This window comes from Pantoea coffeiphila, from assembly GCF_016909495.1.
GTDB lineage: Bacteria > Pseudomonadota > Gammaproteobacteria > Enterobacterales > Enterobacteriaceae > Erwinia > Erwinia coffeiphila.
The window spans coordinates 409,002-431,728 of the sequence record NZ_JAFBFW010000006.1 but is presented as its reverse complement, the minus strand read 5'-3'; the positions used below and the strand labels follow the sequence as shown (position 1 = coordinate 431,728).

Annotated in this window: 20 protein-coding genes; 9 read left to right on the top strand and 11 right to left on the bottom strand. The window is 57.7% G+C overall.

Annotated elements, in window-relative coordinates; genetic code table 11:
* Positions 1–7 precede the first annotated feature (7 nt).
* Positions 8–1,186 (bottom strand): MFS transporter, encoded by a 1,179-nt coding sequence (locus JOE09_RS20730; RefSeq protein WP_205067110.1) that lies wholly within the window; start codon positions 1,184–1,186, stop codon positions 8–10.
* Positions 1,183–2,370, bottom strand: coding sequence for a serine hydrolase domain-containing protein (locus tag JOE09_RS20725; RefSeq protein WP_205067109.1), 1,188 nt, complete (start codon positions 2,368–2,370; stop codon positions 1,183–1,185). Before JOE09_RS20725 ends, JOE09_RS20730 begins: the two co-directional genes overlap by 4 nt.
* 115 nt (positions 2,371–2,485) lie before the next feature.
* Here JOE09_RS20725 and JOE09_RS20720 point away from each other — a divergent pair, with 115 nt between their 5' ends.
* A complete protein-coding gene (locus JOE09_RS20720; protein WP_205067108.1) occupies positions 2,486–3,382 on the top strand; it encodes a LysR family transcriptional regulator in 897 nt (298 codons plus the stop codon).
* Between the two features lie 50 nt (positions 3,383–3,432).
* Here JOE09_RS20720 and JOE09_RS20715 read toward each other — a convergent pair whose 3' ends face one another.
* Both JOE09_RS20715 and JOE09_RS20710 read right to left on the bottom strand, forming a co-directional pair.
* On the bottom strand, positions 3,433–4,317 hold the full coding sequence (locus tag JOE09_RS20715; RefSeq protein ID WP_205067107.1) for a PfkB family carbohydrate kinase: 885 nt from the start codon (positions 4,315–4,317) through the stop codon (positions 3,433–3,435).
* A 4-nt stretch (positions 4,318–4,321) separates the two neighbouring features.
* The gene (locus JOE09_RS20710; protein ID WP_239553205.1) at positions 4,322–5,131 is read right to left on the bottom strand and encodes a YggS family pyridoxal phosphate-dependent enzyme; all 810 of its coding nucleotides are present in this window, start codon (positions 5,129–5,131) and stop codon (positions 4,322–4,324) included.
* A 69-nt stretch (positions 5,132–5,200) separates the two neighbouring features.
* Between JOE09_RS20710 and ptsJ the strand changes: the two genes are divergently transcribed.
* The 5 genes from ptsJ to JOE09_RS20685 all read left to right on the top strand — a co-directional run bounded on the left by ptsJ (position 5,201) and on the right by JOE09_RS20685 (position 10,569).
* Positions 5,201–6,529, top strand: a complete 1,329-nt coding sequence (gene ptsJ, locus JOE09_RS20705) for a MocR-like B6 salvage transcription factor PtsJ (RefSeq protein WP_205067106.1) — start codon at positions 5,201–5,203, stop codon at positions 6,527–6,529.
* A 36-nt stretch (positions 6,530–6,565) separates the two neighbouring features.
* Positions 6,566–7,291: a type 1 glutamine amidotransferase gene (locus JOE09_RS20700; RefSeq protein ID WP_205067105.1), complete on the top strand. Its 726-nt coding sequence runs from the start codon at positions 6,566–6,568 to the stop codon at positions 7,289–7,291.
* A 120-nt stretch (positions 7,292–7,411) separates the two neighbouring features.
* Positions 7,412–8,410 (top strand): ROK family protein, encoded by a 999-nt coding sequence (locus JOE09_RS20695; RefSeq protein ID WP_205067104.1) that lies wholly within the window; start codon positions 7,412–7,414, stop codon positions 8,408–8,410.
* Positions 8,411–8,531: 121 nt separating this feature from the next.
* Positions 8,532–9,686 carry an MFS transporter gene (locus JOE09_RS20690; RefSeq protein ID WP_205067103.1) on the top strand — a complete coding sequence of 385 codons (1,155 nt, stop codon included), beginning with the start codon at positions 8,532–8,534 and terminating at the stop codon, positions 9,684–9,686.
* 70 nt (positions 9,687–9,756) lie between these two features.
* Positions 9,757–10,569: a Cof-type HAD-IIB family hydrolase gene (locus JOE09_RS20685; protein ID WP_205067102.1), complete on the top strand. Its 813-nt coding sequence runs from the start codon at positions 9,757–9,759 to the stop codon at positions 10,567–10,569.
* A 61-nt stretch (positions 10,570–10,630) separates the two neighbouring features.
* On the opposite strand, the gene JOE09_RS20680 is transcribed toward JOE09_RS20685, so the two are convergent.
* Entirely contained in the window at positions 10,631–11,617 is a 987-nt protein-coding gene (locus JOE09_RS20680) for an aldo/keto reductase (RefSeq protein ID WP_205067101.1), read from the bottom strand.
* Positions 11,618–11,779: 162 nt separating this feature from the next.
* On the opposite strand from JOE09_RS20680, the gene JOE09_RS20675 reads away from it, so the two are divergent.
* Positions 11,780–12,736, top strand: coding sequence for a LysR family transcriptional regulator (locus tag JOE09_RS20675; protein WP_205067100.1), 957 nt, complete (start codon positions 11,780–11,782; stop codon positions 12,734–12,736).
* On the opposite strand, the gene JOE09_RS20670 is transcribed toward JOE09_RS20675, so the two are convergent.
* Both JOE09_RS20670 and JOE09_RS20665 read right to left on the bottom strand, forming a co-directional pair.
* Positions 12,651–13,754 carry a glycosyltransferase family 9 protein gene (locus tag JOE09_RS20670; RefSeq protein ID WP_205067099.1) on the bottom strand — a complete coding sequence of 368 codons (1,104 nt, stop codon included), beginning with the start codon at positions 13,752–13,754 and terminating at the stop codon, positions 12,651–12,653. The two genes, JOE09_RS20675 and JOE09_RS20670, sit on opposite strands and share 86 nt — an antisense overlap.
* A 255-nt stretch (positions 13,755–14,009) precedes the next feature.
* Complete coding sequence (locus JOE09_RS20665) at positions 14,010–15,260, bottom strand: alpha/beta fold hydrolase (protein WP_205067098.1); 1,251 nt, start codon at positions 15,258–15,260, stop codon at positions 14,010–14,012.
* 136 nt (positions 15,261–15,396) lie between these two features.
* On the opposite strand from JOE09_RS20665, the gene JOE09_RS20660 reads away from it, so the two are divergent.
* A complete protein-coding gene (locus tag JOE09_RS20660) occupies positions 15,397–16,284 on the top strand; it encodes a LysR substrate-binding domain-containing protein (RefSeq protein WP_205067097.1) in 888 nt (295 codons plus the stop codon).
* Positions 16,285–16,453: 169 nt separating this feature from the next.
* A complete protein-coding gene (locus tag JOE09_RS20655; protein ID WP_205067096.1) occupies positions 16,454–17,473 on the top strand; it encodes an alpha/beta hydrolase family protein in 1,020 nt (339 codons plus the stop codon).
* Between the two features lie 460 nt (positions 17,474–17,933).
* On the opposite strand, the gene JOE09_RS20650 is transcribed toward JOE09_RS20655, so the two are convergent.
* The 4 genes from JOE09_RS20650 to JOE09_RS20635 are packed head-to-tail and all read right to left on the bottom strand — an operon-like array spanning position 17,934 to position 22,725.
* Complete coding sequence (locus JOE09_RS20650) at positions 17,934–19,274, bottom strand: LLM class flavin-dependent oxidoreductase (protein WP_205067095.1); 1,341 nt, start codon at positions 19,272–19,274, stop codon at positions 17,934–17,936.
* A 17-nt stretch (positions 19,275–19,291) separates the two neighbouring features.
* Positions 19,292–20,890 carry a dipeptide ABC transporter ATP-binding protein gene (locus JOE09_RS20645; RefSeq protein ID WP_205067094.1) on the bottom strand — a complete coding sequence of 533 codons (1,599 nt, stop codon included), beginning with the start codon at positions 20,888–20,890 and terminating at the stop codon, positions 19,292–19,294.
* The gene (locus JOE09_RS20640) at positions 20,887–21,717 is read right to left on the bottom strand and encodes an ABC transporter permease (protein ID WP_420830688.1); all 831 of its coding nucleotides are present in this window, start codon (positions 21,715–21,717) and stop codon (positions 20,887–20,889) included. Before JOE09_RS20640 ends, JOE09_RS20645 begins: the two co-directional genes overlap by 4 nt.
* Before the next feature lie 12 nt (positions 21,718–21,729).
* The gene (locus JOE09_RS20635) at positions 21,730–22,725 is read right to left on the bottom strand and encodes an ABC transporter permease (protein WP_205067092.1); all 996 of its coding nucleotides are present in this window, start codon (positions 22,723–22,725) and stop codon (positions 21,730–21,732) included.
* Positions 22,726–22,727: the final 2 nt, after the last annotated feature.

Below are 22,727 nucleotides of genomic sequence, written 5' to 3'. Positions count from 1 at the left end.
CCACTCGTTACGCCCTGAATCCGTGGCGTTTTGCCCGCCAGATCGTCCCCCAGGTGAGTGCCAGCAGGGCCAGTAACGTGGGGGCAAACAGACCCGGGCCGAACCCGGTCAAAATCGCCGCGCCCGCCGCGCCGCCTCCCGCAATCGCGATATTCCATGCGGTGACCAGCATCGACTGCGCTACGTCGGCCGAGTCATCGGCGGTTTTCGCCAGCGCCGTCTGGAACAGTGAAGGTGCGCCGCCAAATGCCAGCCCCCACAGCACGACCGCCGAATATATCACCGCCGGGCTGCCGCCTCCCCACTGCAAAAGCACCATCGCCAGCGCGAACAGCAGCGTTGACAGTAGCGCGCCCGCCCGCAGCCAGCGGTCGATGGTAATGCCAACCAGCCAGATCCCCAGCAGGGATGCAACGCCGAACACCAGCAGCACGGTGCTGATGCGATCTGCCATCCGTACCGCCTGTAAAAACGGGGCGATATAGGTATAAAGAATGTTATGCGCCAGCACGAAAATCAGCGTGGCCGCCAGCACCGAACGCACTCCGGGCAGCCGAAGTACGCCGGACAGCGGCAGCCTTTTTGCGGCGGGCTGGGCCGCAAAATCGGGTACGCTGACCGCAATCCACAGCATCAGCAGCACGCTGAGTGCGGAAATCGCCATAAAACAGCTGCGCCAGCCGATAATTCCACTGATAAACGTACCCAGTGGAATACCGATAGACAACGCCAGCGGAGTACCGACCATCGCCAGCGAGATCGCGCGTCCTTTCAGCGACGGCTTGACCATTCTGGCGGCATAACCAGCAATCAGCGCCCACAGTAATCCGGCGGAAACACCGGCCAGAAATCTTGCGGCCAGGGTCAGCAGATAATCGCCGGACAGCGCCGTTACCGTATTGGCGACAATAAAACCGGACACCGCCGTCAGCAGTAGCGGCCTGCGGCGCAGGCTTTGGGTAGCGACCGTCAGCGGAATCGCCGCCAGCAGCGATCCCAGTGCATACAGCGTCACCAGCTGGCCTGCGCTGGCGGTGGAAACGGACAGGCTGCTGCCGATCTCAGGCAACAGTCCGGCCGGTAACGCCTCGGTCAGAATGGTGATGAATCCGGCCAGCGCCAGGGCGAGCAGGGCGGAAACCGGCAGCCGATCGCGTTCGATATACGCGGTGATCTCGCTGCTCATGCTGCCTCCCGGCCGGTAGCGGAAACACCATAAACCGCATCGCGCAGATCGTTGACGAACTGCCCGGACATCCCTTCGCCCAGCGTATTGGTAAAGGCAATCACGCTCAGGCCCTGCTGCGGATCGACGAACCACGAATGGCCGTAGGCTCCCCCCCAGCGCCAGGTACCCGGTGACTCCGGCGAGGCGGCAAGTTCGGGGTCACGCAGCACCGAGAAACCGAGGCCAAAACCGATGCCGGGCGCATCTTCCCGCTCCAGCCCGTGCGTCCAGTCGCGGGACATTTCATCAACCAGCGTACGCGGCAGCAGCGTTTCTCCATCGCGCAGCGCTTCCAGCAGGCGCAGAAAATCATCTGCCGATCCGACCATTCCTGCACCCGCTGAAGGGAAAGCATCGGCATTGAAAATGCGTGCCGGGCTGTAATTAATGCCAACCACGTCGGGGAACGGCGGTACGATTTCACCTTCCTGCAGCAGATGCGGTTGGGGCCGATCATTGACGTAGGCGCACGCGACGCGCTGTGGTTCCGTACTGTAAAAAGCCGTGTCACGCATCGCCAGTGGTTCGGTAATCAGCTCGCTAACTGCCGTATTCAGCGTGGTTCCGTGGACGCGAGCGACCAGCGCGCCCAGAACATCGGTCGCCAGTGAGTACGCCCAGCTGCTGCCCGGTGCAAACTGCAACGGCACGCGGGCAATGCGCCGCAGGTTTTCGTCCAGCGATATATCAGAAGAATCCATGCCGTCGGAAACGCCCGCCGTCGCATAAGGACCCTGTTCATCGCTTTCAAAAAAGCGATAGCCCAGACCGGCGGTGTGGCTCAGCAGCTGGCGGGCGGTGATGGTCGCAGGGCTGCCGTCTGCCAGCGTTGGGGTAAACTCCGGCAGCCGGCGGTTGACCGGGCTGTCCAGATCGAGCTGGCCACGCGCAACCAGCACCAGCGCGGCGGCGGAAACAATCGGCTTGCTGACCGAGGCCAGGCGGAATAGCGTTCCCGGGGCCATGGCGCGGTTGTTTTCCCGGTCGGCCAGTCCGGCGGCCTGGCGGTAAATAATGTGGCCATGTCGGGCAATCAGCACAACCGCACCCACCAGTCTCTGCTGGTCCAGGGCCTGTTGAATGACCGCGCCAACGCGATCTGAAAGCGATGCCGAAACCGGCGGAATAAGGCTGTTGCTCATCTGGAATTCCTTAAAACAGTGAATGTCCGACTACCTTAATCAGTGACGTATTAAAGAAAAAGTGGGGTATAGTTCAGTAAACCCGTGAATAAATTTCGTTAATCGGCAGGTGAAAATGGACAGCTTCAGCGGCGTGACGGTGTTTGTGCAGGTGGCGGAAAGCCGCAGTTTCGTGACGGCGGGTCGCCAGCTGGGGCTTTCTGCTTCGGCGGTCAGCAAAAGCGTTGCCCGGCTGGAGGAAAAGCTGGGCGTCCGGCTGTTCCATCGCAGCACGCGTAGCATGACGCTGACGGCTGAAGGGGCGCTGTTTCTGGAGCGAAGCCGGCGCATTATCGGTGAGATGGAGGCCGCGCAGCTTGAGCTGTCGCAGGTGGCGGGAAAACCGGCGGGACGCCTGCGCATCAGCCTGCCGCAGGTCAGCCCGCTGCTGCTGCCGGTGCTGGGCGATTTTATGGCACGCTACCCGGACATCGAGCTGGATCTGGATTTCAGTGACAGAATGGTGGAGGTGATTGAGGAAGGGTTTGATGCGGTGATCCGCACCGGGCAGCCGATGGATTCCCGTTTGTCGGCCAGAAAGCTGGGTAATTTCACCATGAAAATCGTTGCCTCTCCCGCCTATCTTGCCCGCTACGGCACGCCGGAAAATCCCGGCGATCTGCTGCGTCACCGCTGCATGCACTATCGTTTCCCGTACAGCGGAAAGCTGGAAAAATGGGAGCTTGGCAGCGAAGTGGAGATGAACCTGCCGATTTCCATGGTATGCAATAATATCGAAACCCGGGTGTGCTTTGCCCTCAAGGGGTTAGGTATTGCTTTTCTGCCGGAGTTTGCGATTAACAACCTGATTGCGGAAGGGCAGCTGGTGACCCTGTTGGACGATATCGATAAACGCAGAGGGGTGTTCCATATCCTCTGGCCCGCCAGCAAGCACGCATCGCCGAAGATACGTGCGCTGGTTGATTTCCTGACCGACAGGGTGTTTGCCCAAGGTAAGGCTGAGAGTCTTTAGCGCCGACGATGGCTATCGCCAGCCGGTCAGAATATCACTGCCTGTCCGCTTCAGTCAGTCTCATTTCCCGCCGGACCGATCGACATATTCGGCCGTGGATTCAGCAGTCCTGTTCCATCATTCAGCGAATCCAGTACGCTGCGGCGGGTCAGCTGGCAGGCGAGTTCTGCCGCGTCGAACAGCGGTAACCCCTTCAGCAGCAGGGCGGTCAGCTGCGCGGTAAACATATCGCCGGTGCCTTTAGGCGCACCGTCGTAGGCCTCGTGCTCGATGATATGTACGGCCTCTGCGGTCACGCAGATAACACGCAGTGTTTTCCCCGCTTCGCCGCGTGCGGCACTGGTGACGATGATCCACTGAGTTTGCTGGTTTAGCAGCGTTCGGGCCGCAGAGATTACATCATCGTCGTTTTTCAGCGTTTTTCCACTCAGGCAGGCCAGTTCAAAGCGGTTGGGCGTCAGGCCCGTTGCCATCGGTGCCAGACTGTCGCGATACCACTCCAGCAGCGCCGGATCGACATAGTAACCGCAGTCGTCGTCACCCATAACCGGATCGATAATCACCATCGCATCCGGATTGCTCCGCAGCGTATCAGGAAGCCAGCGGCTGACTTCCCCGGCTTTGCCGGTGCTGCCCAGGTAACCGGTAATAATGGCGCGCAGCTGGGCATCCTGCCCGCGATCGTGCAGCCCCTGAAGGAAACCATGGAACCAGTCTGATGAAATCTCACCGCCGAAGCAGCTGGGATAGTCGGGCGTATTGCTGAGTAAAAAAGTAGGTACGGCCAGAACCTGCCAGCCGTGGCTTTCCAGCACAGGCTGGGCAATGCTGTTGCCGACGGTGCCGTAAATGACCTGCGACTGGATCGAGATAATATCCGCGTTTTTTTCCGGGCGGCGCTTTTGCAGCTGGGCCGGAGTGATGCCTGGTATCATAAGATTATTTCTCCGTTGGCCAGAAGTGATCGTCAGGCAGTGACCGCGCGCCGAAAATAGCCTGTCCGACCCGAACAACGGTCGCGCCTTCTTCTATCGCGATTTCGAAATCCCCGGACATACCCATCGACAGCGCCAGCTGCTGTGCATCACCGAGGCGATCCCGCAGCGTTCGCAGCCGCACAAAACAGGCCCGCACGCGTGCGGCGTTGGAACTGAATTCGGCGAGAGTCATCAGACCGCGCACGCGCAGGGTATCCAGGCCCTGAATTTTCTGCATAAATTCGCCAGCAGCATCGGGATGCAGTCCGTATTTGCTCGGTTCATTTGAGGTATTCACTTGTATAAATACATCCAGTGCCCGGCCTTCCGCCTGCAGGCGGCGGTCAAGTGCCTCTGCGGTATGCAGACTGTCCAGCGCCTGAAATTCACTGGCAAAGCGGGCAACCAGCTTCGCTTTATTGGTTTGCAGATGACCGATAACCGACCATCTGAGATCGGTTAAGTCGGCCATCGCCTGCGATTTTCCCCACGCCTCCTGAACTTTATTCTCGCCCAGCAGGGTGCAGCCTGCCTGATGCGCCAGGCGAATGTGGGCTTCATCCATGGTTTTACTGACCGGCAGCAGCCGTACTTCGGAAGGATCGCGCCCGGCGCGCAGGCAGGCGCTGTCGATCCGCGCCTGAACCGCTGCCAGGTTATGGCGGAAATCCTCAACGCTTTCCGCCTGCGGCCAGCGGTTATGCATCTCATGGCGCGGCTGCGTGTGCTCCGCGACAGCCGGATCGAGAGGGGGACTCTGGTGTGTTTTCATAACGGATAGACAACTCATCGGCAGTGAATTAACATTGTCCTAGGCTAAACTTAATTTTGTCACAGTTCAATGAAGATAAACGGTAAAACAGCAGGTGAAATTTTCGACAGCATTCGATCTCTGGTACATGCCCGCGAGCTGACACCGGGAATGCTGCTTCCTTCCGTCCGGGAGCTGGCAAGCGAGCTGGGGGTCAATCGCAATACGGTTGCACTGGCTTATAAACGGCTAACCGATGCGGGGTTTGCGCTCTCGCAGGGGCGTAACGGCACCATTATTCGCGACGCCGTATCTGACGTTGAGCTGGAGGGGAGCACCGTCGGCCTGACTTTAAAGGATCTTGCCAGCGGCAATCCTTCCCCCGACGTTCTGCCAAAACTTCATGACCTCGTGACCTTTATCCGCAGTTCGCCAAGCCTTTACGGTGAAGCCACTATTCGCCCTGAACTGGAAGAGGCAGGGCGTGAATGGTTACAGGCTGACTTATCAACCCGCTTCGAACTGAATCTGACCAGTGGTGCGGTCGATGCGGTAGAGCGCGTGCTGGCAACCTGGCTGATTGCCGGCGATCGGGTGGCCGTGGAAGATCCCTGCTTTCTCAGCAGTATCAGCACGCTAAAACATAACCGTCTGCAGGTTTGCCCGGTGCCGGTCGATACTGAGGGAATGCAGCCGGAAGCGCTGGCGAGCCAGCTGGAAACCGGCGTGAAGGCGGTCATTATTACCCCGCGCGCGCACAATCCTACCGGTTACGGCTTAAGTTCTGGCAGAGCCGCACAGATCCGTAGCCTGCTGGAAAGCTACCCGCAGGTGCTGGTGATTGTGGACGACCATTTTTCTCTGCTCTCCACGCAGGATTATCATCATGTTATTCCGGTTAATACGCAGAACTGGGTGCTGATCCGCTCGACGTCGAAATTTCTCGGGCCTGATTTGCGGCTGGCTTTTGTCGCCAGCGATGGCGAGACGTCCGCCCGCCTGCGGCAGCGGCTTAATACCGGCACCAACTGGGTCAGTCATATTCTTCAGGACCTGGCCGGTGCATCCATAACGTCACCACAGTTCCGCCAGACGATTGAGCAAGCGCGCCAGCGCTATCAGCAGCAGCGGGAAGGATTAGTGACGGCATTAAAACGTTACGGTGTCACTATTTCGTCACAGCATGACGGACTGAATATCTGGGTTCCGCTTGTCGGTGACACATCGGCCATTGTCATGCAGCTGGCCCAGCGCGGATGGCTGGTCAGGGGCGGGGATTCCTTCGCGCTCGGCGGCAGCAGTAGCGGTTTGCGGATTACCGTCTCCGATCTTAACCCGGCGGAAACCGAACAGATTGCGCAGTCTCTGGCAGCGATCCTCTCTGCATCGCGCCAGACCTTTATCCCTCAGCTGGCCTGAAACGGGCCTGTATAACGATCAACGGAGTTACCTGCAATGCGCGTACATTTCATCGTACATGAAAGTTTTGAAGCCCCGGGCGCTTATGAAACCTGGGCCAGAGAGCGTGGCCATGATGTGACCTTTTCCCGGGTCTACGCCGGCGATCCGCTACCGAAGGCCATCACCGATATTGATTTTCTGATCGTGATGGGCGGCCCGCAGGACCCGGCAACCACACCGGAAGCGTGCCCGCACTTTGATTCCAAAGGTGAACAGGTGCTGATTGCGTCGGCTTTCAAAGCGGGCAAAGCGGTTATCGGTATCTGCCTCGGTTCGCAGCTGATTGGCGAAGCGCTGAGTGCGCCGTTTGCCCACAGCCCGGAAAAAGAGATCGGCAAGTTCCCCATCTTCCTGACCGATGCCGCAGCGGATGATGTGCTGTTTTCACATTTCGGCCAGACGCTGGAAGTCGGGCACTGGCATAACGATATGCCGGGCCTGACGCCCGATGCGCGCATCATCGCCTACAGCGAAGGGTGCCCGCGACAGATTGTGGCCTATTCCGATCGCGTCTTCGGCTTCCAGTGCCATATGGAACTGACACCCGAAGTGGTTGAATTGCTCATTGCCCACTCTGAAAACGATCTCAGCCGCGCGGCTGAATTTCGTTTTGTGAATACACCGGATGAGCTGCGCGCCCATGACTACCGGGCGATGAACCAGGTGCTGTACACCTTCCTCGATAAGCTGGCCGAGCGTTATACAACAGTGAAAGCCTGATACACCCGCCCGGTTTGGATAAATACCGGGCAGATTCTCCCGCCCCGGGCGAAGCGCAGCCCGGAACGCGGCCATCTGTGTTAAATTACTGCCGTTACCCGCTACAGCCGAAGAGAAAAAATGAATACGCCGCTCAGCCGCACCACCCGTGAAATGAAAAAGAGCAATATCGCGCTGGTGATCGGCATGCTGAAATCCCTTGGCACGGCAACCAAGGGTGAGCTGGCGCAGCAAACCGGATTGAGCAGCGCTACCTGCGGGGCGGTACTCAATGAGCTGACCCTCACCGGTGAAGTGCTGGCGCTGGAGTTTGAAGCATCGCGCGGTGGTCGCCCGGCACAACGCTATGCCTGCAACCCGGATTTTTTCTCCGTCCTGAGCCTATACGCGGCGGGAAGCAATGCCCGTGCTGAACTGGTATGGGCGGTCAGTTCGGCCACCGGCAATCTGCTGACTCAGGGAGATATGCCGTTTCTGCCGCAGACGGTGGAAACCTTCGATACCCTGATTACCTCTCTGCTGGCGCAGTACCCCGGCGTGCGGGTCATCGGCATCGGGCTGCCCGGCGTGGTGGTGGACGATGTGGTGGGATACTGTGATATCTCGCTGTTTAGCGGGTTGCCGATTGCAGCGCGCACCGCGCGGCAAACCGGCTGCTTTACCCAGGCGGGCAACGATCTGAACTACACGGTATGGGGCTTTTACCGCAGCAGCTGTGCGGGCGTCAGCGCACCGGTAGCCTATCTCTATAAACCCGATGTTCACTACCCCGGCTGCGGCATGGTGATTGATGGCAAAGTGCTGACCGGCGTCAGTAATTTTGCCGGTGAGGTGCTGCATCTGCCGTTTAACGTCGAAGGCGAACCGCCGCTGGTGGAAGGCATGGCCAAAACCCTGGTTTCGCTGACGGCGCTGATTAACCCGCGTACCGTCGCGGTGGCGGGGGATAACATTCGCGCTGACCATCTGCCGGAAATGAGAGAAATCTGCCTGCGGTACGTTCCGGAAAAACATCTGCCTGAACTGATTTACCGTGACTCAATTCGCCAGGACTATCTGCAGGGCATTGCCGATCGCACCCTGCAACAGTACAACTACCATCGTTTGTACGCGGAGTAACGCCGCATTTCTTTCCGATAATTTCCCGTTCCTCGATTGACATTTTTTTCGCCATCGTAATAATACCGAGTTATTAAAAGACTTTTAATAAGTATAATCACAAACGAAGGAACCTCTGATTATGTCGATGCAAAACACGCTGGTGGGGGTGGACAGCTCTGCACGTCGGGCCTCCACGCGGGCAATATTTCTTGTCACCGGGATGGCAATGGGTCTGTGGGCGGCGCTGGTTCCCTATGCGCAGCTGCGTACGGGGGCCGAAGCCGGGGACCTGGGTCTGCTGCTGCTGTGCCTCGGGGGCGGTTCGCTGATTGCGATGCTGGCTTCCGGGCGGATTATCGGGCGGCTGGGCTGCCGCGCGGTGATCGTCGCCGGGGTGCTGCTGTATTGCCTGACGCTGCCTTTACTGGCGGTATTTAGCGATATCCGTCTGCTGGCGCTGAGCCTGTTGATTTTCGGCATGGGTGTCGGCCTGACCGATGTGGCGATGAACGTGCAGGGTACGCTGGTGGAGCAGGCGGCAAATAAGCCGTTGATGTCGGGCTTCCACTGCCTGTGGAGCGTTGGCGGAATTGCCGGGGCGGGCGGTGGAGCGCTGCTGCTGGGGTCCGGCTTCTCGCCGCTGGGGGCAGCGCTCTGCACCGTGGCGCTGGTGGTACTGGTGACGCTGGGCTTCCTGTCGTCACTGCTGCCGACCGGTGGGGAGGAGGAGCAGTCTGAGGGCGGTAAAGCGCGGCCTAATTTCCGCCTGGTACTGATGGCGGTGATGGCGATGATTTGCTTTATGGCCGAAGGCGCCATCCTTGACTGGAGCGGTATTTTTATCACCCAGGAGCGCGGCATGGCGGTTGAGCATGCGGGTTGGGGCTTCGCGGCGTTTGCTATCGCTATGTCTCTGATGCGCCTGACCGGCGATGCGGTGGTCACCGCGCTGGGCCGCAAGCGGGTGCTGATAGTCGGGGGTGTGCTGGGTATCGTTGGTTACCTGCTGACGGTATTGACTGCCGGCTGGGCGATGTCGCTGTTTGGCTTCGCGCTGGTCGGCATTGGCGCGGCGAATATTGTCCCGGTGCTGATTACCCTGGCGGGTCAGGAAAAAGTGATGCCGGTTAACCGTTCGGTGGCGATGGTGGCCACACTGGGTTACTTCGGCGTGCTGGGCGGACCGGCGCTGATTGGCTGGGTGGCGCATCTTTCCAATCTTTATGTGGCGTTCTCGCTGGTGGCACTGAGCTTCCTGATTATCGTGCTGGGCGCCCTGAAACTGAAATATTAACGATTACCTGAGTGGCAACGTGCCAGCCGGGTCTTTCGTACCGGCTTTTTTTAAATTGCAGGGAGATAAAATGATTAAGCTTGTGGCCGTGGATATGGATGGAACTTTCCTTAACAGTCAGGGGGATTATGCACGTCAGCGTTTTGCCGAACAGTACCAGCAGCTTAAAGAGCGAAATATCAAATTCGTTGTCGCCAGCGGCAATCAGTACTACCAGTTAAAAAGCTTCTTCGCCGATATTGATGCCGAGCTGGCCTACGTGGCGGAAAACGGTGCCTATATTGTTGATAAGCAGCGGGAGATCTATTGCGGAAGCCTGCCGGAGCCTGAGGTTAAACGCGTGATCGAAGTGATAAGTCGGATTGAGGGCGTGAACTTCCTGGTCTGCGGTCGGAAATGGGCCTGGATGCTGGCCAGCGCCGGGGAGGCGTTCTTCAATGAGATGCGGGTTTACTATCATATGCTGGAGAAAATCGACAGCTATGACCAGATTGACGACACCGTGTTTAAATTCGCGCTCAGCTACGTCGAGGATGACGTCAGCGCGCTGATGGCGCGGATTACTGAAGAGGTGGGGGATATCGTCACGCCGGTCTCCAGCGGCCACGGCTCCGTTGACCTGATTATCCCCGGCAATCATAAAGCGAACGGCATCCGCCGTATCCAGCAGATTTACGGCGTTGCGGATAACGAAGTGCTGGCGTTTGGCGACGGCGGCAACGACCTGGAAATGCTGAGGCATGCCGGATTTGGCTTTGCCATGGCGAATGGTTCACCGGCGGCAAAAGCGGCTGCGCGCTATGCGGCACCGGCTAACGATGAAGAGGGTGTTTTAGCGGTCATTGATGACATGCTGCTGGGGCATGCGCCGTTTAACGCCTGAAGGTGAAAATACGGGAGCCGCAATGCTCCCGTTTCACCAATCTGAGATTCGATAATCCCTGCTACCAGCGTTGATGCACCCACGGTGCGATTTTTTCCTGGTAGAGCTGTTTCAGCGCGGTCATGGTTTCCGCTGACAGCGGGTCGACGCCGCTGGCCTGGGCGTTAGCCTGTGACTGTGCTCTGTTTTTAGAGCCTGGGATCACCACGGTGACATCTTCATTCATCAGTATCCAGCGCAGGGCAAACATCGCCATCGTCACGTCACCGGTAATGAAACGGCGGATGTCCTCTACGGCATCCAGCGCGACCTCATAAGGCACGCCGGAGAACGTTTCCCCTTTATCGAAGGCTTCACCATTGCGGTTAAATGCCCGGTGATCGTCGGCGGCAAACGCGGTGGCGGCGTTCATTTTACCGGTCAATAAGCCGGAAGCCAGCGGTACGCGGGCGATGATGCCGACGTCACGTCGCTTCGCTTCCCGCAGCAGCAGTTCGGCAGGGCGCTGTCGGAAGATGTTATAAATCAGCTGAATAGAGGCAACGTTTGGGTATTCCAGCGCCTTCAGACCCTCTTCGACTTTTTCAACCGATACGCCATAGCTGCGTATTTTCCCGGCGGCAATCATCTCATCCATCACGATAAAAACTTCCGGCGTGTAGTAAATTTCCGTCGGCGGGCAGTGCAGCTGCACCAGATCCAGCGTATCCATTTGCAGATTAACCCGTGAACGGTCAACAAACTCGTTGAGGTTTTTTTCGGTATAGCCGGAAGCCTGATGCGGAGAAAGCCGGCGGCCGAGCTTGGTGGCGATAAACGGGCGTTTGCCGCCGCGCTGGTTCAGCACGCTGGCGATGATTTTTTCCGAACGCCCGTCGCCGTAAACATCGGCGGTATCAATAAAGTCGATCCCGGCGTCCAGCGCGGCGTTCAGCGCTTCTTCCGCGTCCTCAACGCTGACTTCACCCCAGGTTCCGCCAATCGCCCAGGCACCAAAACCAATTTCCGACACCTTCTGGCCGGTTTTTCCCAGCGTTCTGTGTTTCATCTTGTTATTCCTTACCGTTATTGACTGAAAAGGGCGGCTGCAACTCGGCAAGCCGGGTACAAAATTGGGTGTGTGAAGGAGCTTAGCGTTTACCCGCCGGGATCTCTCGTGGTAAAAGATGAATAGGGTTCATTCAAGCAGTTAATAGAGTTCATTATTACTATGGAACGCATTGATTTCGCAGACCTTCAGGTTTTTCTGACCGTGCTGCGCTGCCGCAGCTTTAAGCTGGCGGCGATTGAGCTGGGTTTGACCTCGTCGGCGGTCAGCCATGCAATACGGCGGCTGGAAGCGCGCCTTGATGCCCGCCTGCTTAACCGCACCAGCCGGGCGGTATCATCAACGGCGTTAGGCCAGCAGCTCGCTGAAAAACTGGGTGAGGGATTCGACACCATTTCTGCCGCAATTGAAACGCTGGATGCGCCCGGACGTAACAGCTTCGGTGCCCTGCGCGTTAACGTTTTTGCCGATGCGGCAAGGCTGCTGGTTGCTCCTGCCTTACCGATATTCTCCGAGCGCTTCCCGCAGGTCAGGCTCAGCATTGTGGTGGAGGACAGACCGGTTGATATCACCGCCGAAGGTTTTGACGCCGGTATGCGCTACGGTCATCTGGTGCCGGAGGATATGGTCGCCGTGCCGCTGACCGGTGCGCAGCGCTGGATCGTGGTCGGTTCACCGCAGTACGTTAAGCAGTACGGCGTGCCCGCATCACCGGCAGAGCTGGTAAAACATCGCTGCATCCAGCTATTACTGGGGAATAACGCGCGTTATCGCTGGGAATTTGATTCACCTGAAGGCGGCATCAGTATCAATGTTCCGGGCCATATCACCATCAAGGATACGGAAACCACAATTTCGGCAGCCAAAGCCGGGACAGGCCTGGCCTATGTGCTGGAATCGCGCGTGAGTGACGAGCTTGCTGCGGGTGTGCTGGTGAATGTCATGCCCGCACACTCATCTTATGGCGAGCCTTTTCATATTTACTACAGCAGCAGGCGATACGTTCATCCGGCCCTGCGAGAATTTATCAATATTATTCGTTCACAGCATGGCCTGCAGGCACTTCCCGATCTTCATGAGGCAGGTCAAGACGCGTCTGCAGGCTTCGTAAGGCCATAGAGAACTCATCGAGATTGAGATCGTTAATGTGATTTCCAACGACGATCGTTTCTGAGATATCCTGCATGGCCGGCCAGCGCGTTTTGTAATTGGCGTAAATGGCAAGGGTCGGTATATTAAACGCGCTGGCAATATGTAATATCGACGTGTCCGGCGTGATGACGATAAACGCGTCTTTAATCACCGCAGCGGAGCGTTTTATGGATGGTGCCAGGTTCAGGCGATAAACATGATCGCACATCTGTTCTAATTCAATGGCGGTATTCATTCCTTTAGGACTGTGGACAATTACCACCGGAATTTTTAGCTGCTGCCTGATTAATATTATTATTTTTTTAATCATTGCCGCTGAAAAAGTCCGTTCATCAACGCTGCCTTCAAAATTGAGTGCAACATATTTTCCCGTATAATCGAGATCTTCCCGCACTTCATTTTGCACATCCTCACCCAGAGGAAATTCGAATCGGGGCCGCACCAGCGGAAATCCGGCTTCGCGCATCATAATTGACCATGTTAACGGCACCGGTGCGCGAAAAACCTGATCCATTCTGGACGGGATTTTGCATGCTGGCGAAAAGCATTTCAGGGATAATCCCACCACCTGAAAGTTAGTTTTAGCCTTCAGGTTTTTTATGAAACACATTGTTTTAAAATTGTTTTTACGCATCGCTTCAATGCAGAGATCGGGTGTGCCAAACTCTTTACGTATCTCCAGCGCCACCGCCTTCACTTCCGCCAGGCCTGCGTTATCCTGAAAGGTCATCTCAATAACGGTGAGTCTGGTCGAAGCTAAAATCAGATCGTCGAAGACCGTTTTGTTCAGCGTGGATGCCACAATAATAAGATGGTCGACTTTTTGCCTTTCCAGCGAACGTATCACCGGAAAAATTGACATCGCATCTCCGATTTGATCTGGAATATGAATAACGACCAGACTGACTTTTTCCGGATTAATATGAGTGGCTTTATAGTCATAGGGACTGAATGCAATGCGCCTTAATAGATATTTCCAGGACATGCTTCAGGCCTCACTTTTCGTTAGTTATTAAAAATGGGCGAATTTTAGCAGCGGCATGTCGGTAAGTATAGGATGCAGGATGGCAATCATGTAAAGAATGATGTTGAGGCGTAATTAATTATGTTTTATTAATTCTGTGCCTCTTAAAATAACGATAATATGGATTTTTTATGATTACCTTTTTTTAAATATTTACTTTGTGTTATTCATACTCAGAGGTCGCGGTACATGATGTACCGCAACCGGCCGTTAGGATCATTCCTGCTGGTGCTGAGATAAAAATGCGGCAATAGCATCGGTCACCGCTTCAGCTGACTCAAGCGTGGGATGGTGCCCCGTTTCGGGTAACAGTCGCAGCGTTGAGCCGGGTATCGCTTGCGCCATCTCATGGCTTAATTCAGGTGGAGTAGCCCGATCGCTTTCACCGCTGATAATCAGTGTGGGCACGGTAATCATCGGCAGCAGCGCTCGGATATCGCCTCGGGTGAATACGGCGGCATCGAGCGCAAGTGCCAGTCCGGTTCGGTTATGGCTCAGCATCACGGTACGTTCACGCAGGGCTTCATCCGGGCGATCTGCAAGCCAGCGATCTCCGTTAAGCCGGTGCTGAATATCCCTGAACAGCGATTCACGCGACTCATCGCTGCCGTTGAGTATCACCTCGCGCTGCGCTTTCCAGCTATCGAGCCGTTCCGGGAACTCAGCCCTGGCGCTGGTGCCGATCAAAACCAGTCCCGATACGCACTCCGGCTTCCGCGCTGCCAGCCGTATTCCCACCATCCCGCCCTGGCTCTGTCCCACAAAGGTCACTTTGCCTAACGACAGCTCACGGATCATTAATGCCAGGTCGCTGCTGATATCATCCAGCGTCCAGCCATCGGGGCGGTAGCCGCTCTGCCCGTGGCCGGGCATATCCAGCACAATGCAGCGATGGGTCTGGCTGAGTACGCGGACCTGTGCCGCAAAGACATCGCGATCGACCAGCAGCCCGTGGGCAAAAAGCAGGGTAGGGCCTTCACCGCAGTCGCGGTAGCGATAGAGAGTGCCGTTAATTCTGACCTGCTGATTCTGCCAGCTGTCGTCGGCATCAAAAGCGCGCTGCAGCAGAGCCGAATCTTCATATATCTGATAGCGGGTAATTTTCGAATGTTCGACGGTGAAATGAATAATCATATCGCTACCGATGGTATTACCGCGGCTTAACACAGTATGGCGAAAGCGACCGATAGCCAGCACGCTGGCGTTGTGTTCAATAAGTTCATTTATGGCAAAGACCTTTGGCTTGAAGTTTTCAGGAAAGCGCTCCAGCCAGTTTTTGACCTCTTTCTGCCCGCACAGCAGACCGGTGGTAGAAACGCTCGGATCGCCGTCGATATGCCAGACAACATTCTCATCCAGCAGGGCGATAGCGTCCGCGATATTGCCTCTGGCAAATGCAGCGAAATAGCGTTTGACCACTTCAGTGGCAGTCAAATTTGGTGTGCTTAGGTTATTTTCCTGTGCCATATAAAAACCCTCTTTATCTTTAAATCATTAGGTTACGTATCATTTCAGGCAGTATAGTTATGGAGGATTTGGGAAAAAACAGACAAAACAGGACAATCATTTTCTATTAATAGAAAACGGTAACGGGGAGTTTACTGTGGACTGGAACGATTTGCGCTTCTTTCTTACCGTCGCGCGTACGCAAAGTTTGACGAAAACGGCCGCCGCGCTGAGGGTCAGTCAGTCAACCGTAGCAAGAAGAATTAGTGCGCTGGAAGGCAGCCTGAAAACCCATCTGTTTGTTCATCATCAGACCGGCTACTTCTTAACGGATGCGGGTCAGGACGTGCTGCACTATGCCGAAGAGGTGGAAGGCAAAATTCTGGCGCTGGAGAGTCATATCTCCGGCACGGATATGCGCCCGGCGGGAAAGGTCAGGCTGGCAACGGCAATGACGCTGGCCAGCTATCTGATTATTCCTGCGCTGACGCGATTCAATGAAAGATATCCCGATATCGTGCTGGAAGTGATAACCGGGATAAATACCGTCTCGATGTCCCGGCACGATGCTGATATCGCACTCCGCCTGGTGCGGCCGGAGCAGCAGTCGCTGAAAATTCGGAAAGTGGGCCGCATTGATTCGGCGGTATACGGTTCGAAAACGTATCTCGAAAGGCATCCGGCCACTGACGATTTTCCGCTGCAGGGGAGGGGGGTTATCACCTGGGAGCCGGCCTACGGGCACCTTCCCTCGGCGAGATGGTTAGCTGAAAATTACCCGAATGCGCCTTCCGTACTGGTCACGACCAGTCTGGTGGCACAGCTTGCTGCGGTAAAAGCTGGCCTGGGCCTGGCCGTATTGCCAGGTTTTATTGCTGCGCAGGAGAGTGAATTGAGAATAGCGATCCCTGCCGATCGCGTCTTTAGTGAAGACCTGTGGCTGGTGACACATACCGAGCTGACCGCATCGGCACGGGTCAGGGCAGTGGCGGATTTTCTGGTGGAGATTGTAGCCGAGGCGGGTTTGCGGTCATCCACCCGTTAAAGACACCGGCACTGACCATACATTTTGAGGATCGTGAACGATCCTGCTAGTGTTATATCCAGTTTATTAGGAAACCCGCAGTCGGGAAGCTCATCGCTGGCTACGGAACGACTTGAAAAGTATTCGGTCGGCATGGATATGAAAGGATGATATGTCTCGCGGAAAATGGATGTTGAGAATTGTTCTCCCGGTCATCGCATTGCTAATGGTGATGACAATAGCGGTACTGAGCAGGCTTCAGGCATTTGAACTGCCCGATTCTGCCCGGCAGCGCCATGTTGTTTTCAACCAGGGCGCAGACCGACTGGATGGAACGCTGCTGTTGCCGGATGGCATATCTTCACCGCCGGTGGTTCTGCTGGTTCATGGGGATGGTGCGCAGGATCGCTGGTCGGCCGGGGGCTATCTGCCGCTGGTGAATTATCTGCTCTCGCAGGGGATCGCGGTTTTCTCCTGGGATAAACCTGGCGTAGGTAGCAGCAGCGGTAACTGGCTGGCGCAAACCATGGCCGACCGTGCCGATGAAGCCACGCGGGCGCTGGAAAAGTTGAAAGCGCTTCCCGAATTGCAAAATAGTCCCGTGGGTTTTCTGGGATTTTCCCAGGCTGGCTGGGTTGTTCCGCGCGCCAGTCGTCAGAGCCGCGCGGATTTTGCCGTGCTGATTGGGGCCGCGATTAACTGGCGTAGCCAGGGCTTTTATTTTATGCGGCAAAGGCTGCTGTCGGAAGGCGTGCCTGACGGTGAAATAGCAAAAGCGCTGGCCGATGAAACAGAAGCTTTCGATAAACAGTATTCACGCCAGGCAGTGGAGCGTCCCTGCCTTTCTCACTGTAACCGGCAGGATTTTGAGCGACGGAATGCACTGGCGGATGCCCGTGAGGATATCCGCCAGATGACCACGCCAGTTCTGCTTTTGATGGGTGAAGCGGACCGAAATGTTGATTCCGATGAGTCCGTCGAACGGTGGAAAGAATCGCTGCCGGCGAAAACGCCGAGATGCCTGCGGCAGGTGAGCGGGGCAACTCATGGATTGCTGCGGAGTGCACTGTTCGATTATCAGCTGACGTCGCAGTGGCCCTGGTGGAAGCAGGGGGCTTTTTTGATGCTCGGACAGAAAGCCTATGCCCCGGGAGTGCTGCCAGGTGTGGCGGACTGGATTCACCGGCAGCGGTGCCATGTTGAGTCATAACCAGTTGGCGTTTAAGGAACTGCGCCAGTTTCAGCCCTTTAATTTCTGCTGAGCTGGTACATGTTTTGCCGATCGTGATTTAGGCTTTGTAGTTACAGATATGTGCTGATTGATTTGATGCGCATATTGTATGTTGTAACTATTTTGATCAATATGACGCTCTTTTAACCTCGCTGAATGGTGGGCGACGGGAAGTGTGACGAGGTGCAGTACGTCCTCCCCGGGCGACATTCCCCAGGGAAAACAATTGGATTTACTGCAACGATGTTGACTCCCCCGCCTGCCAGCACCTGACGGAATGACCGTTGGCCAACTTTCGCAGCGGCTGAATTTCACTGCACCGGGCTGTCGCATAAGGGCAGCAGCCTTGATACAGACGATTACTGTATTCCAGTGTGAATGCTTACCTCTCTTGCCCGGCAAAAGCGATCTGCCGGGCAACGGGGAAGAAGGCGTCAGATCAGGCGCTCAGCGCCTGCTGCTCCTGCACAGCAAACTGATTTTCCGGCTCGCTCAGACCAAGGTTTTCACGCAGCGTGTTGCCCTCGTACTCGGTGCGATACAGTCCGCGCTGCTGCAGGATCGGAATCACCTGTTCAACAAAATCATCAAAAGCGGTCGGTGTACCGCCGCGTACGATAAAGCCATCCGCTGCACCGGAACGGAACCAGTGCTCCAGCCCGTCGGCAACCTGTTCCGCCGTGCCGAAGAAGCCCGGCCTTGGCGTTGCCGCCTCCAGCGCCGTCTGACGCAGGGTCAGGCCACGCTCGCGGGCATCGCGCTTGATGGTGTCGGTGGTACTGCGGAAACTGTTCTGGCCGAGATCGCCAATATCCGGGAACGGTTCATCCAGCGGATGCTGGCTGAAATCGTAGTGTTCGAAGTAGCGGCCCAGATACTCCAGCGCTTTTTCCACCGTCACCAGCTGGGCGGTTTGCTGGTAGCGTTCCTCAGCCTGCGCCTCATCCTCGCCGATAATCACGCTGATCCCCTGGAACACGCGAATATCATCGGCGCTGCGGCCGCGTGCCACCAGCTGGCGGCGCACGTCTTCACGGAACGCCCGCGCCAGTTCCGGCGTTTCCTGGCGGGTGTAGATGCCATCGGCCGTTTCGGCGGCAAAAGCCTTACCGGCATCCGACGCCCCGGCCTGGAAGATCACCGGTCGGCCCTGCGGCGAACGCCCAACGTTAAGCGGCCCCTGCACGGAGAAGTAATGGCCCTTGTGGTTCAGGGTGTGCAGTTTGCTGGCGTCAAAGAATTCCCCCGTCTGCTTGTTGCGAACAAAGGCATCGGCCTCCCATGAATCCCACAGCCCCTTCGCCACCTGCAGGTACTCGCTGGCAATGCGATAGCGCTCGTCGTGTTCAGGATGACGATCGCGGGAAAAGTTCTTCGCCGAGCCTTCCAGCGGTGAAGTCACCACGTTCCAGCCCACCCGACCGCCGCTCAGCTGATCGAGGCTGGCAAACTGCCGCGCCACGGTAAACGGCTCGCTGTAGGAGGTGGATAACGTGGCAACCAGTCCGATTTTATTCGTCACCAGCGCCAGTGCGGAGAGCAGGGTGATCGGCTCGAAGCGGTTGAGGAAATGCGGTATCGACTGGGCGTTGATGTACAGGCCGTCGGCAACAAACAGGAAATCGAATTTTGCCTGCTCCGCCTGTTTTGCCAGCTTCTGCACAAATTCAACGTTAATACTGGCATCGCTCTGCGCTTCAGGGTGACGCCACGCGGACATATTGCCGGAAGGCCCCTGAATAATCGCACCCAGACGCAGCTGGGATTGGGTCTGACTCATGATAGTGCTCCTTTATCTCAGGCAGCGCGGCCGGGCATCGCCGGCAGCGCATCAAGTAGCTGTTGCGTCCAGGGATGAACAGGGTGCTTAAATACCTGCTCCACATCCCCGCTTTCGACAATCCGCCCTTCTTTCATCACCAGCACCCGGTCGGCAAGATGGTGAATCACCCCCAGATCGTGGGAAATAAACAGCAGGGCGGTACGATGTTCAGTTTGCATATCGGCCAGCAGATCGAGGATCTGCGCCTGCACCGAGACATCCAGCGCGCTGACCGGCTCATCGGCCACCAGTAGCGCAGGGTTCGGCGCAAAGGCACGGGCAATCGCCACGCGCTGACGCTGCCCGCCGGACAGTTCACGCGGATAGCGATGCAGTAATTTATGGCTGAGGCTGACCTCATCCAGCAGCTGTAGCACGCGCTGACGACGTGCCGCGCCGACGATTCCGGCGGTATCCAGACTCTCGCCAATCAGCCGTTCAACGTTGTAACGCGGGTCGAAGGAGCTGAGTGGGTCCTGCGCGATCAGCTGAAGCCCTGCGCGGCGGCTGCGGCGCAGCGTTTCCGGCTGTTGGCTCCAGCGCTCACCGGCAATATCAATGCTACCGCGCTGCGGCTCACTCAGTCCGAGCAACAGCCGCGCCAGCGAGCTTTTGCCCGAGCCGGATTCGCCCACCACGCCTAATGTTTCACCGGCGCGCAGCTGGAAAGAGACGTTATTCACCACGTGGCGATCGCCGTAGTATTTATGTACGTTGCTGACGTTGACCAGCGGTTCACCGCTGACCGCCGGGCGGGGAGGCAGCGCCTGCGAGCGTTCACTGGCGAGTCGGAAGCCGCGCGTCTGCGGCGTTGGAATGGCGCGCAGCAGTCGGCGGGTCCACGGATGCTGTGGCGCGGTTAACACCTGCCGGGTTTCACCGCTTTCCACCACCTTACCGTCACGCATCACCAGCACGCGATCGGCCAGCTCGGCCACCACCGCCAGATCGTGACTAATCAGCAGCAGCGCCTGGCCGTTTTCCCGCCGCCGCCGGAGCAGCGTCAGGATCTGTTTTTGTACCGTCATATCCAGCGCGGTGGTCGGCTCATCGGCAATCAGCAGCGCGGGCTGCCCGGCCAGCGCGCAGGCGATCAGTACACGCTGGCGCAGCCCGCCGGAAAGTTGATGCGGGTAGACCGCCAGCCGCTGTTGTGCATCGGCCATGCCCGCTTCATGCAGCAGCTGCAGGCTGTGAGCCGGAATATCGCGGGGGGAAACCCGGCCGCTGGCCTTCAGCGCGTCGGCCAGCTGTTGACCCACCGTTCGCAGCGGGTCCAGCGAGACCAGCGCATCCTGCAGAACATAGCCAATCTCCCGGCCGCGCACCTGACGCCAGTCGCGCTCGCGGTTTCCCAGCGCGGGCTGCCCCTGAATCGTGAAACGATCGGCCTCGATCGATGCGCCCTTCGCCTGAAGCCCCAGCAGCGCGCGGGCGGTAACGGTTTTACCCGACCCCGACTCGCCAACCAGCGCCACCGACTCACCCGGGTAAATGCTGAGGTCAAGCCCGTCAACCACCGTCTGAGCGCCAAAACGAATCGAGAGATTTTGAATATCGACAATCGCGGTCATCGCTGTTTTCCTTCAAATCGAGCCTGCCAGTGGCGGCCAACGATACTCACCGCCACCACCGTCAGGGTTATCGCCACACCGGGCCAGACGCCGGTCCACCAGGCGTTACGCAGATAGTTACGCCCCTCGGCCAGCATCAGTCCCCATTCCGCCGTCGGCGGCTGTGGGCCCATACCAAGGAAACTTAATCCCGCCGTACCAATAATCGCCGTACCGAGACCGAGGGTTGCCAGCGCCGGAACCTGAGCAATGGCGTGTGGCAGCACGTGCCGCCACACCAGCACCGGCCAGGGCTGGCCGAATGTACGTGCCTGTTCAACGTAGCCGGAGCGGGCAATCAGAAAGGTCTGCGCACGCACCACACGGGCAAAGCGGGGAACAGACGCCACGCCCAGCGCGATAATCAGATTCGTGGTTCCGGGACCGGTGAAGGCGATCAGCATCAGAGCCAGCAGCAGGTCGGGGAAAGCGGAGATCACATCCACCGTGCGGCCAATCACTTCATCCACCACGCCGCGCGCCAGCCCGGCCAGCAGCCCCAGCGCGGTGCCGACAACCAGGGCCAGACCGATAGCCGCCACCGAAATCAGCAGAGAGTAGCGGCTGCCGTAAATTACCCGACTAAGCAGATCGCGACCCAGCTGATCGGTCCCCAGCCAGTGCTGCCAGGACGGCGGCTGCATGGCGTTTAACGGATCGGCCAGCAGCGGATCGCCCGGAGCCAGCCAGGCGGGGAACGCGGCGGCCAGCGCCAGCACGGCAAGAAAAATAAAGGACAGCAGCAGAGCAAAGGGAATGCGTCGCGGCTGGCGGAGGATTATCAACATCGTAGACATCGCTTACTCCTTATCTGCCTGGCTGCGCAGGCGCGGATCGATCAGCAGGCCGAGAATATCGACCAGCGTGCTCATCACCACATAAACCAACGCCGAGAGGATCGCCACGGCCAGCACCACCGGCATATCCTTTGCCAGCACCGCATCAACGGTCACCTTGCCGAGCCCCGGGCGGCTGAATACCTGCTCGGTGATCACCGCGCCGCTCAACAGGCCACCCACCAACCAGCCGGTCAGCGTCACCGCCGGCAGTGCGGCATGCCGTAGCGCATGGCGCAGGCGCACGATCACCCCGTGAATCCCCCAGGCGCGCAGCGTCAGGGAGAAGGGCTGGTCCAGTGCATCTTCCAGCCCGCGCCGCAGCACCTGCGACACCACCGCACCCTGAGCCAGCCCCAGCGACAGAGAGGGCAGTACCAGCGCGGCAAAATTGCGGTCGCCGGCCACCGGAAACCAGCGCAGCGTAAAGCTGAAGATAAACAGCAGCACAATCCCCAGCCAGAAAGAGGGAGTGGAAGCCAGCAGCAGCTCCAGTCCGTTGGCAACGCTGCGTCCCCAGCGGCGGTGCGCGGTCAGAACGGCAACCAGTACCGCAAACACCACACTGACCAGCAGCGCCGCACCGGCCAGCTTCAGCGTGGGCAGCAGTTGCGAGGTGACCAGCTGGCCCACGTCCACGTTCAGCATGTAGGAGCGACCAAAATCACCGTGCATGATGCGCCACAGATAGCTGAGATACTGCTGCCACAGCGGGCGATCCAGCCCCCATTCAGCGCGGATAGCCGCCTCAATTGCCGGGGTACGCACCTGTTCACCGACCAGCAGGCTGACGATATCACCCGGGGCCAGCCAGACGGCAATGAACGACAGGCTGACGGCTGCCCACAGCACCATCACGCCGCCGCCGATACGCCCGGCAATACGCCAGGTCAGCGATGATGACGACTTCGGTCGTGGTTGCCCGACGCTTTTAATCAGGGGGGTGGTTTCGCTACTCATGG

Coding starts and splice junctions, on each gene's coding strand:
- JOE09_RS20730 (WP_205067110.1), bottom strand. CDS start 1,186: ATGAGCAGCGAGATCACCGCGTATATCGAACGCGATCGGCTGCCGGTT.
- JOE09_RS20725 (WP_205067109.1), bottom strand. CDS start 2,370: ATGAGCAACAGCCTTATTCCGCCGGTTTCGGCATCGCTTTCAGATCGC.
- JOE09_RS20720 (WP_205067108.1), top strand. CDS start 2,486: ATGGACAGCTTCAGCGGCGTGACGGTGTTTGTGCAGGTGGCGGAAAGC.
- JOE09_RS20715 (WP_205067107.1), bottom strand. CDS start 4,317: ATGATACCAGGCATCACTCCGGCCCAGCTGCAAAAGCGCCGCCCGGAA.
- JOE09_RS20710 (WP_239553205.1), bottom strand. CDS start 5,131: ATGAAAACACACCAGAGTCCCCCTCTCGATCCGGCTGTCGCGGAGCAC.
- ptsJ (WP_205067106.1), top strand. CDS start 5,201: ATGAAGATAAACGGTAAAACAGCAGGTGAAATTTTCGACAGCATTCGA.
- JOE09_RS20700 (WP_205067105.1), top strand. CDS start 6,566: ATGCGCGTACATTTCATCGTACATGAAAGTTTTGAAGCCCCGGGCGCT.
- JOE09_RS20695 (WP_205067104.1), top strand. CDS start 7,412: ATGAATACGCCGCTCAGCCGCACCACCCGTGAAATGAAAAAGAGCAAT.
- JOE09_RS20690 (WP_205067103.1), top strand. CDS start 8,532: ATGTCGATGCAAAACACGCTGGTGGGGGTGGACAGCTCTGCACGTCGG.
- JOE09_RS20685 (WP_205067102.1), top strand. CDS start 9,757: ATGATTAAGCTTGTGGCCGTGGATATGGATGGAACTTTCCTTAACAGT.
- JOE09_RS20680 (WP_205067101.1), bottom strand. CDS start 11,617: ATGAAACACAGAACGCTGGGAAAAACCGGCCAGAAGGTGTCGGAAATT.
- JOE09_RS20675 (WP_205067100.1), top strand. CDS start 11,780: ATGGAACGCATTGATTTCGCAGACCTTCAGGTTTTTCTGACCGTGCTG.
- JOE09_RS20670 (WP_205067099.1), bottom strand. CDS start 13,754: ATGTCCTGGAAATATCTATTAAGGCGCATTGCATTCAGTCCCTATGAC.
- JOE09_RS20665 (WP_205067098.1), bottom strand. CDS start 15,260: ATGGCACAGGAAAATAACCTAAGCACACCAAATTTGACTGCCACTGAA.
- JOE09_RS20655 (WP_205067096.1), top strand. CDS start 16,454: ATGTTGAGAATTGTTCTCCCGGTCATCGCATTGCTAATGGTGATGACA.
- JOE09_RS20650 (WP_205067095.1), bottom strand. CDS start 19,274: ATGAGTCAGACCCAATCCCAGCTGCGTCTGGGTGCGATTATTCAGGGG.
- JOE09_RS20645 (WP_205067094.1), bottom strand. CDS start 20,890: ATGACCGCGATTGTCGATATTCAAAATCTCTCGATTCGTTTTGGCGCT.
- JOE09_RS20640 (WP_420830688.1), bottom strand. CDS start 21,717: ATGTTGATAATCCTCCGCCAGCCGCGACGCATTCCCTTTGCTCTGCTG.
- JOE09_RS20635 (WP_205067092.1), bottom strand. CDS start 22,725: ATGAGTAGCGAAACCACCCCCCTGATTAAAAGCGTCGGGCAACCACGA.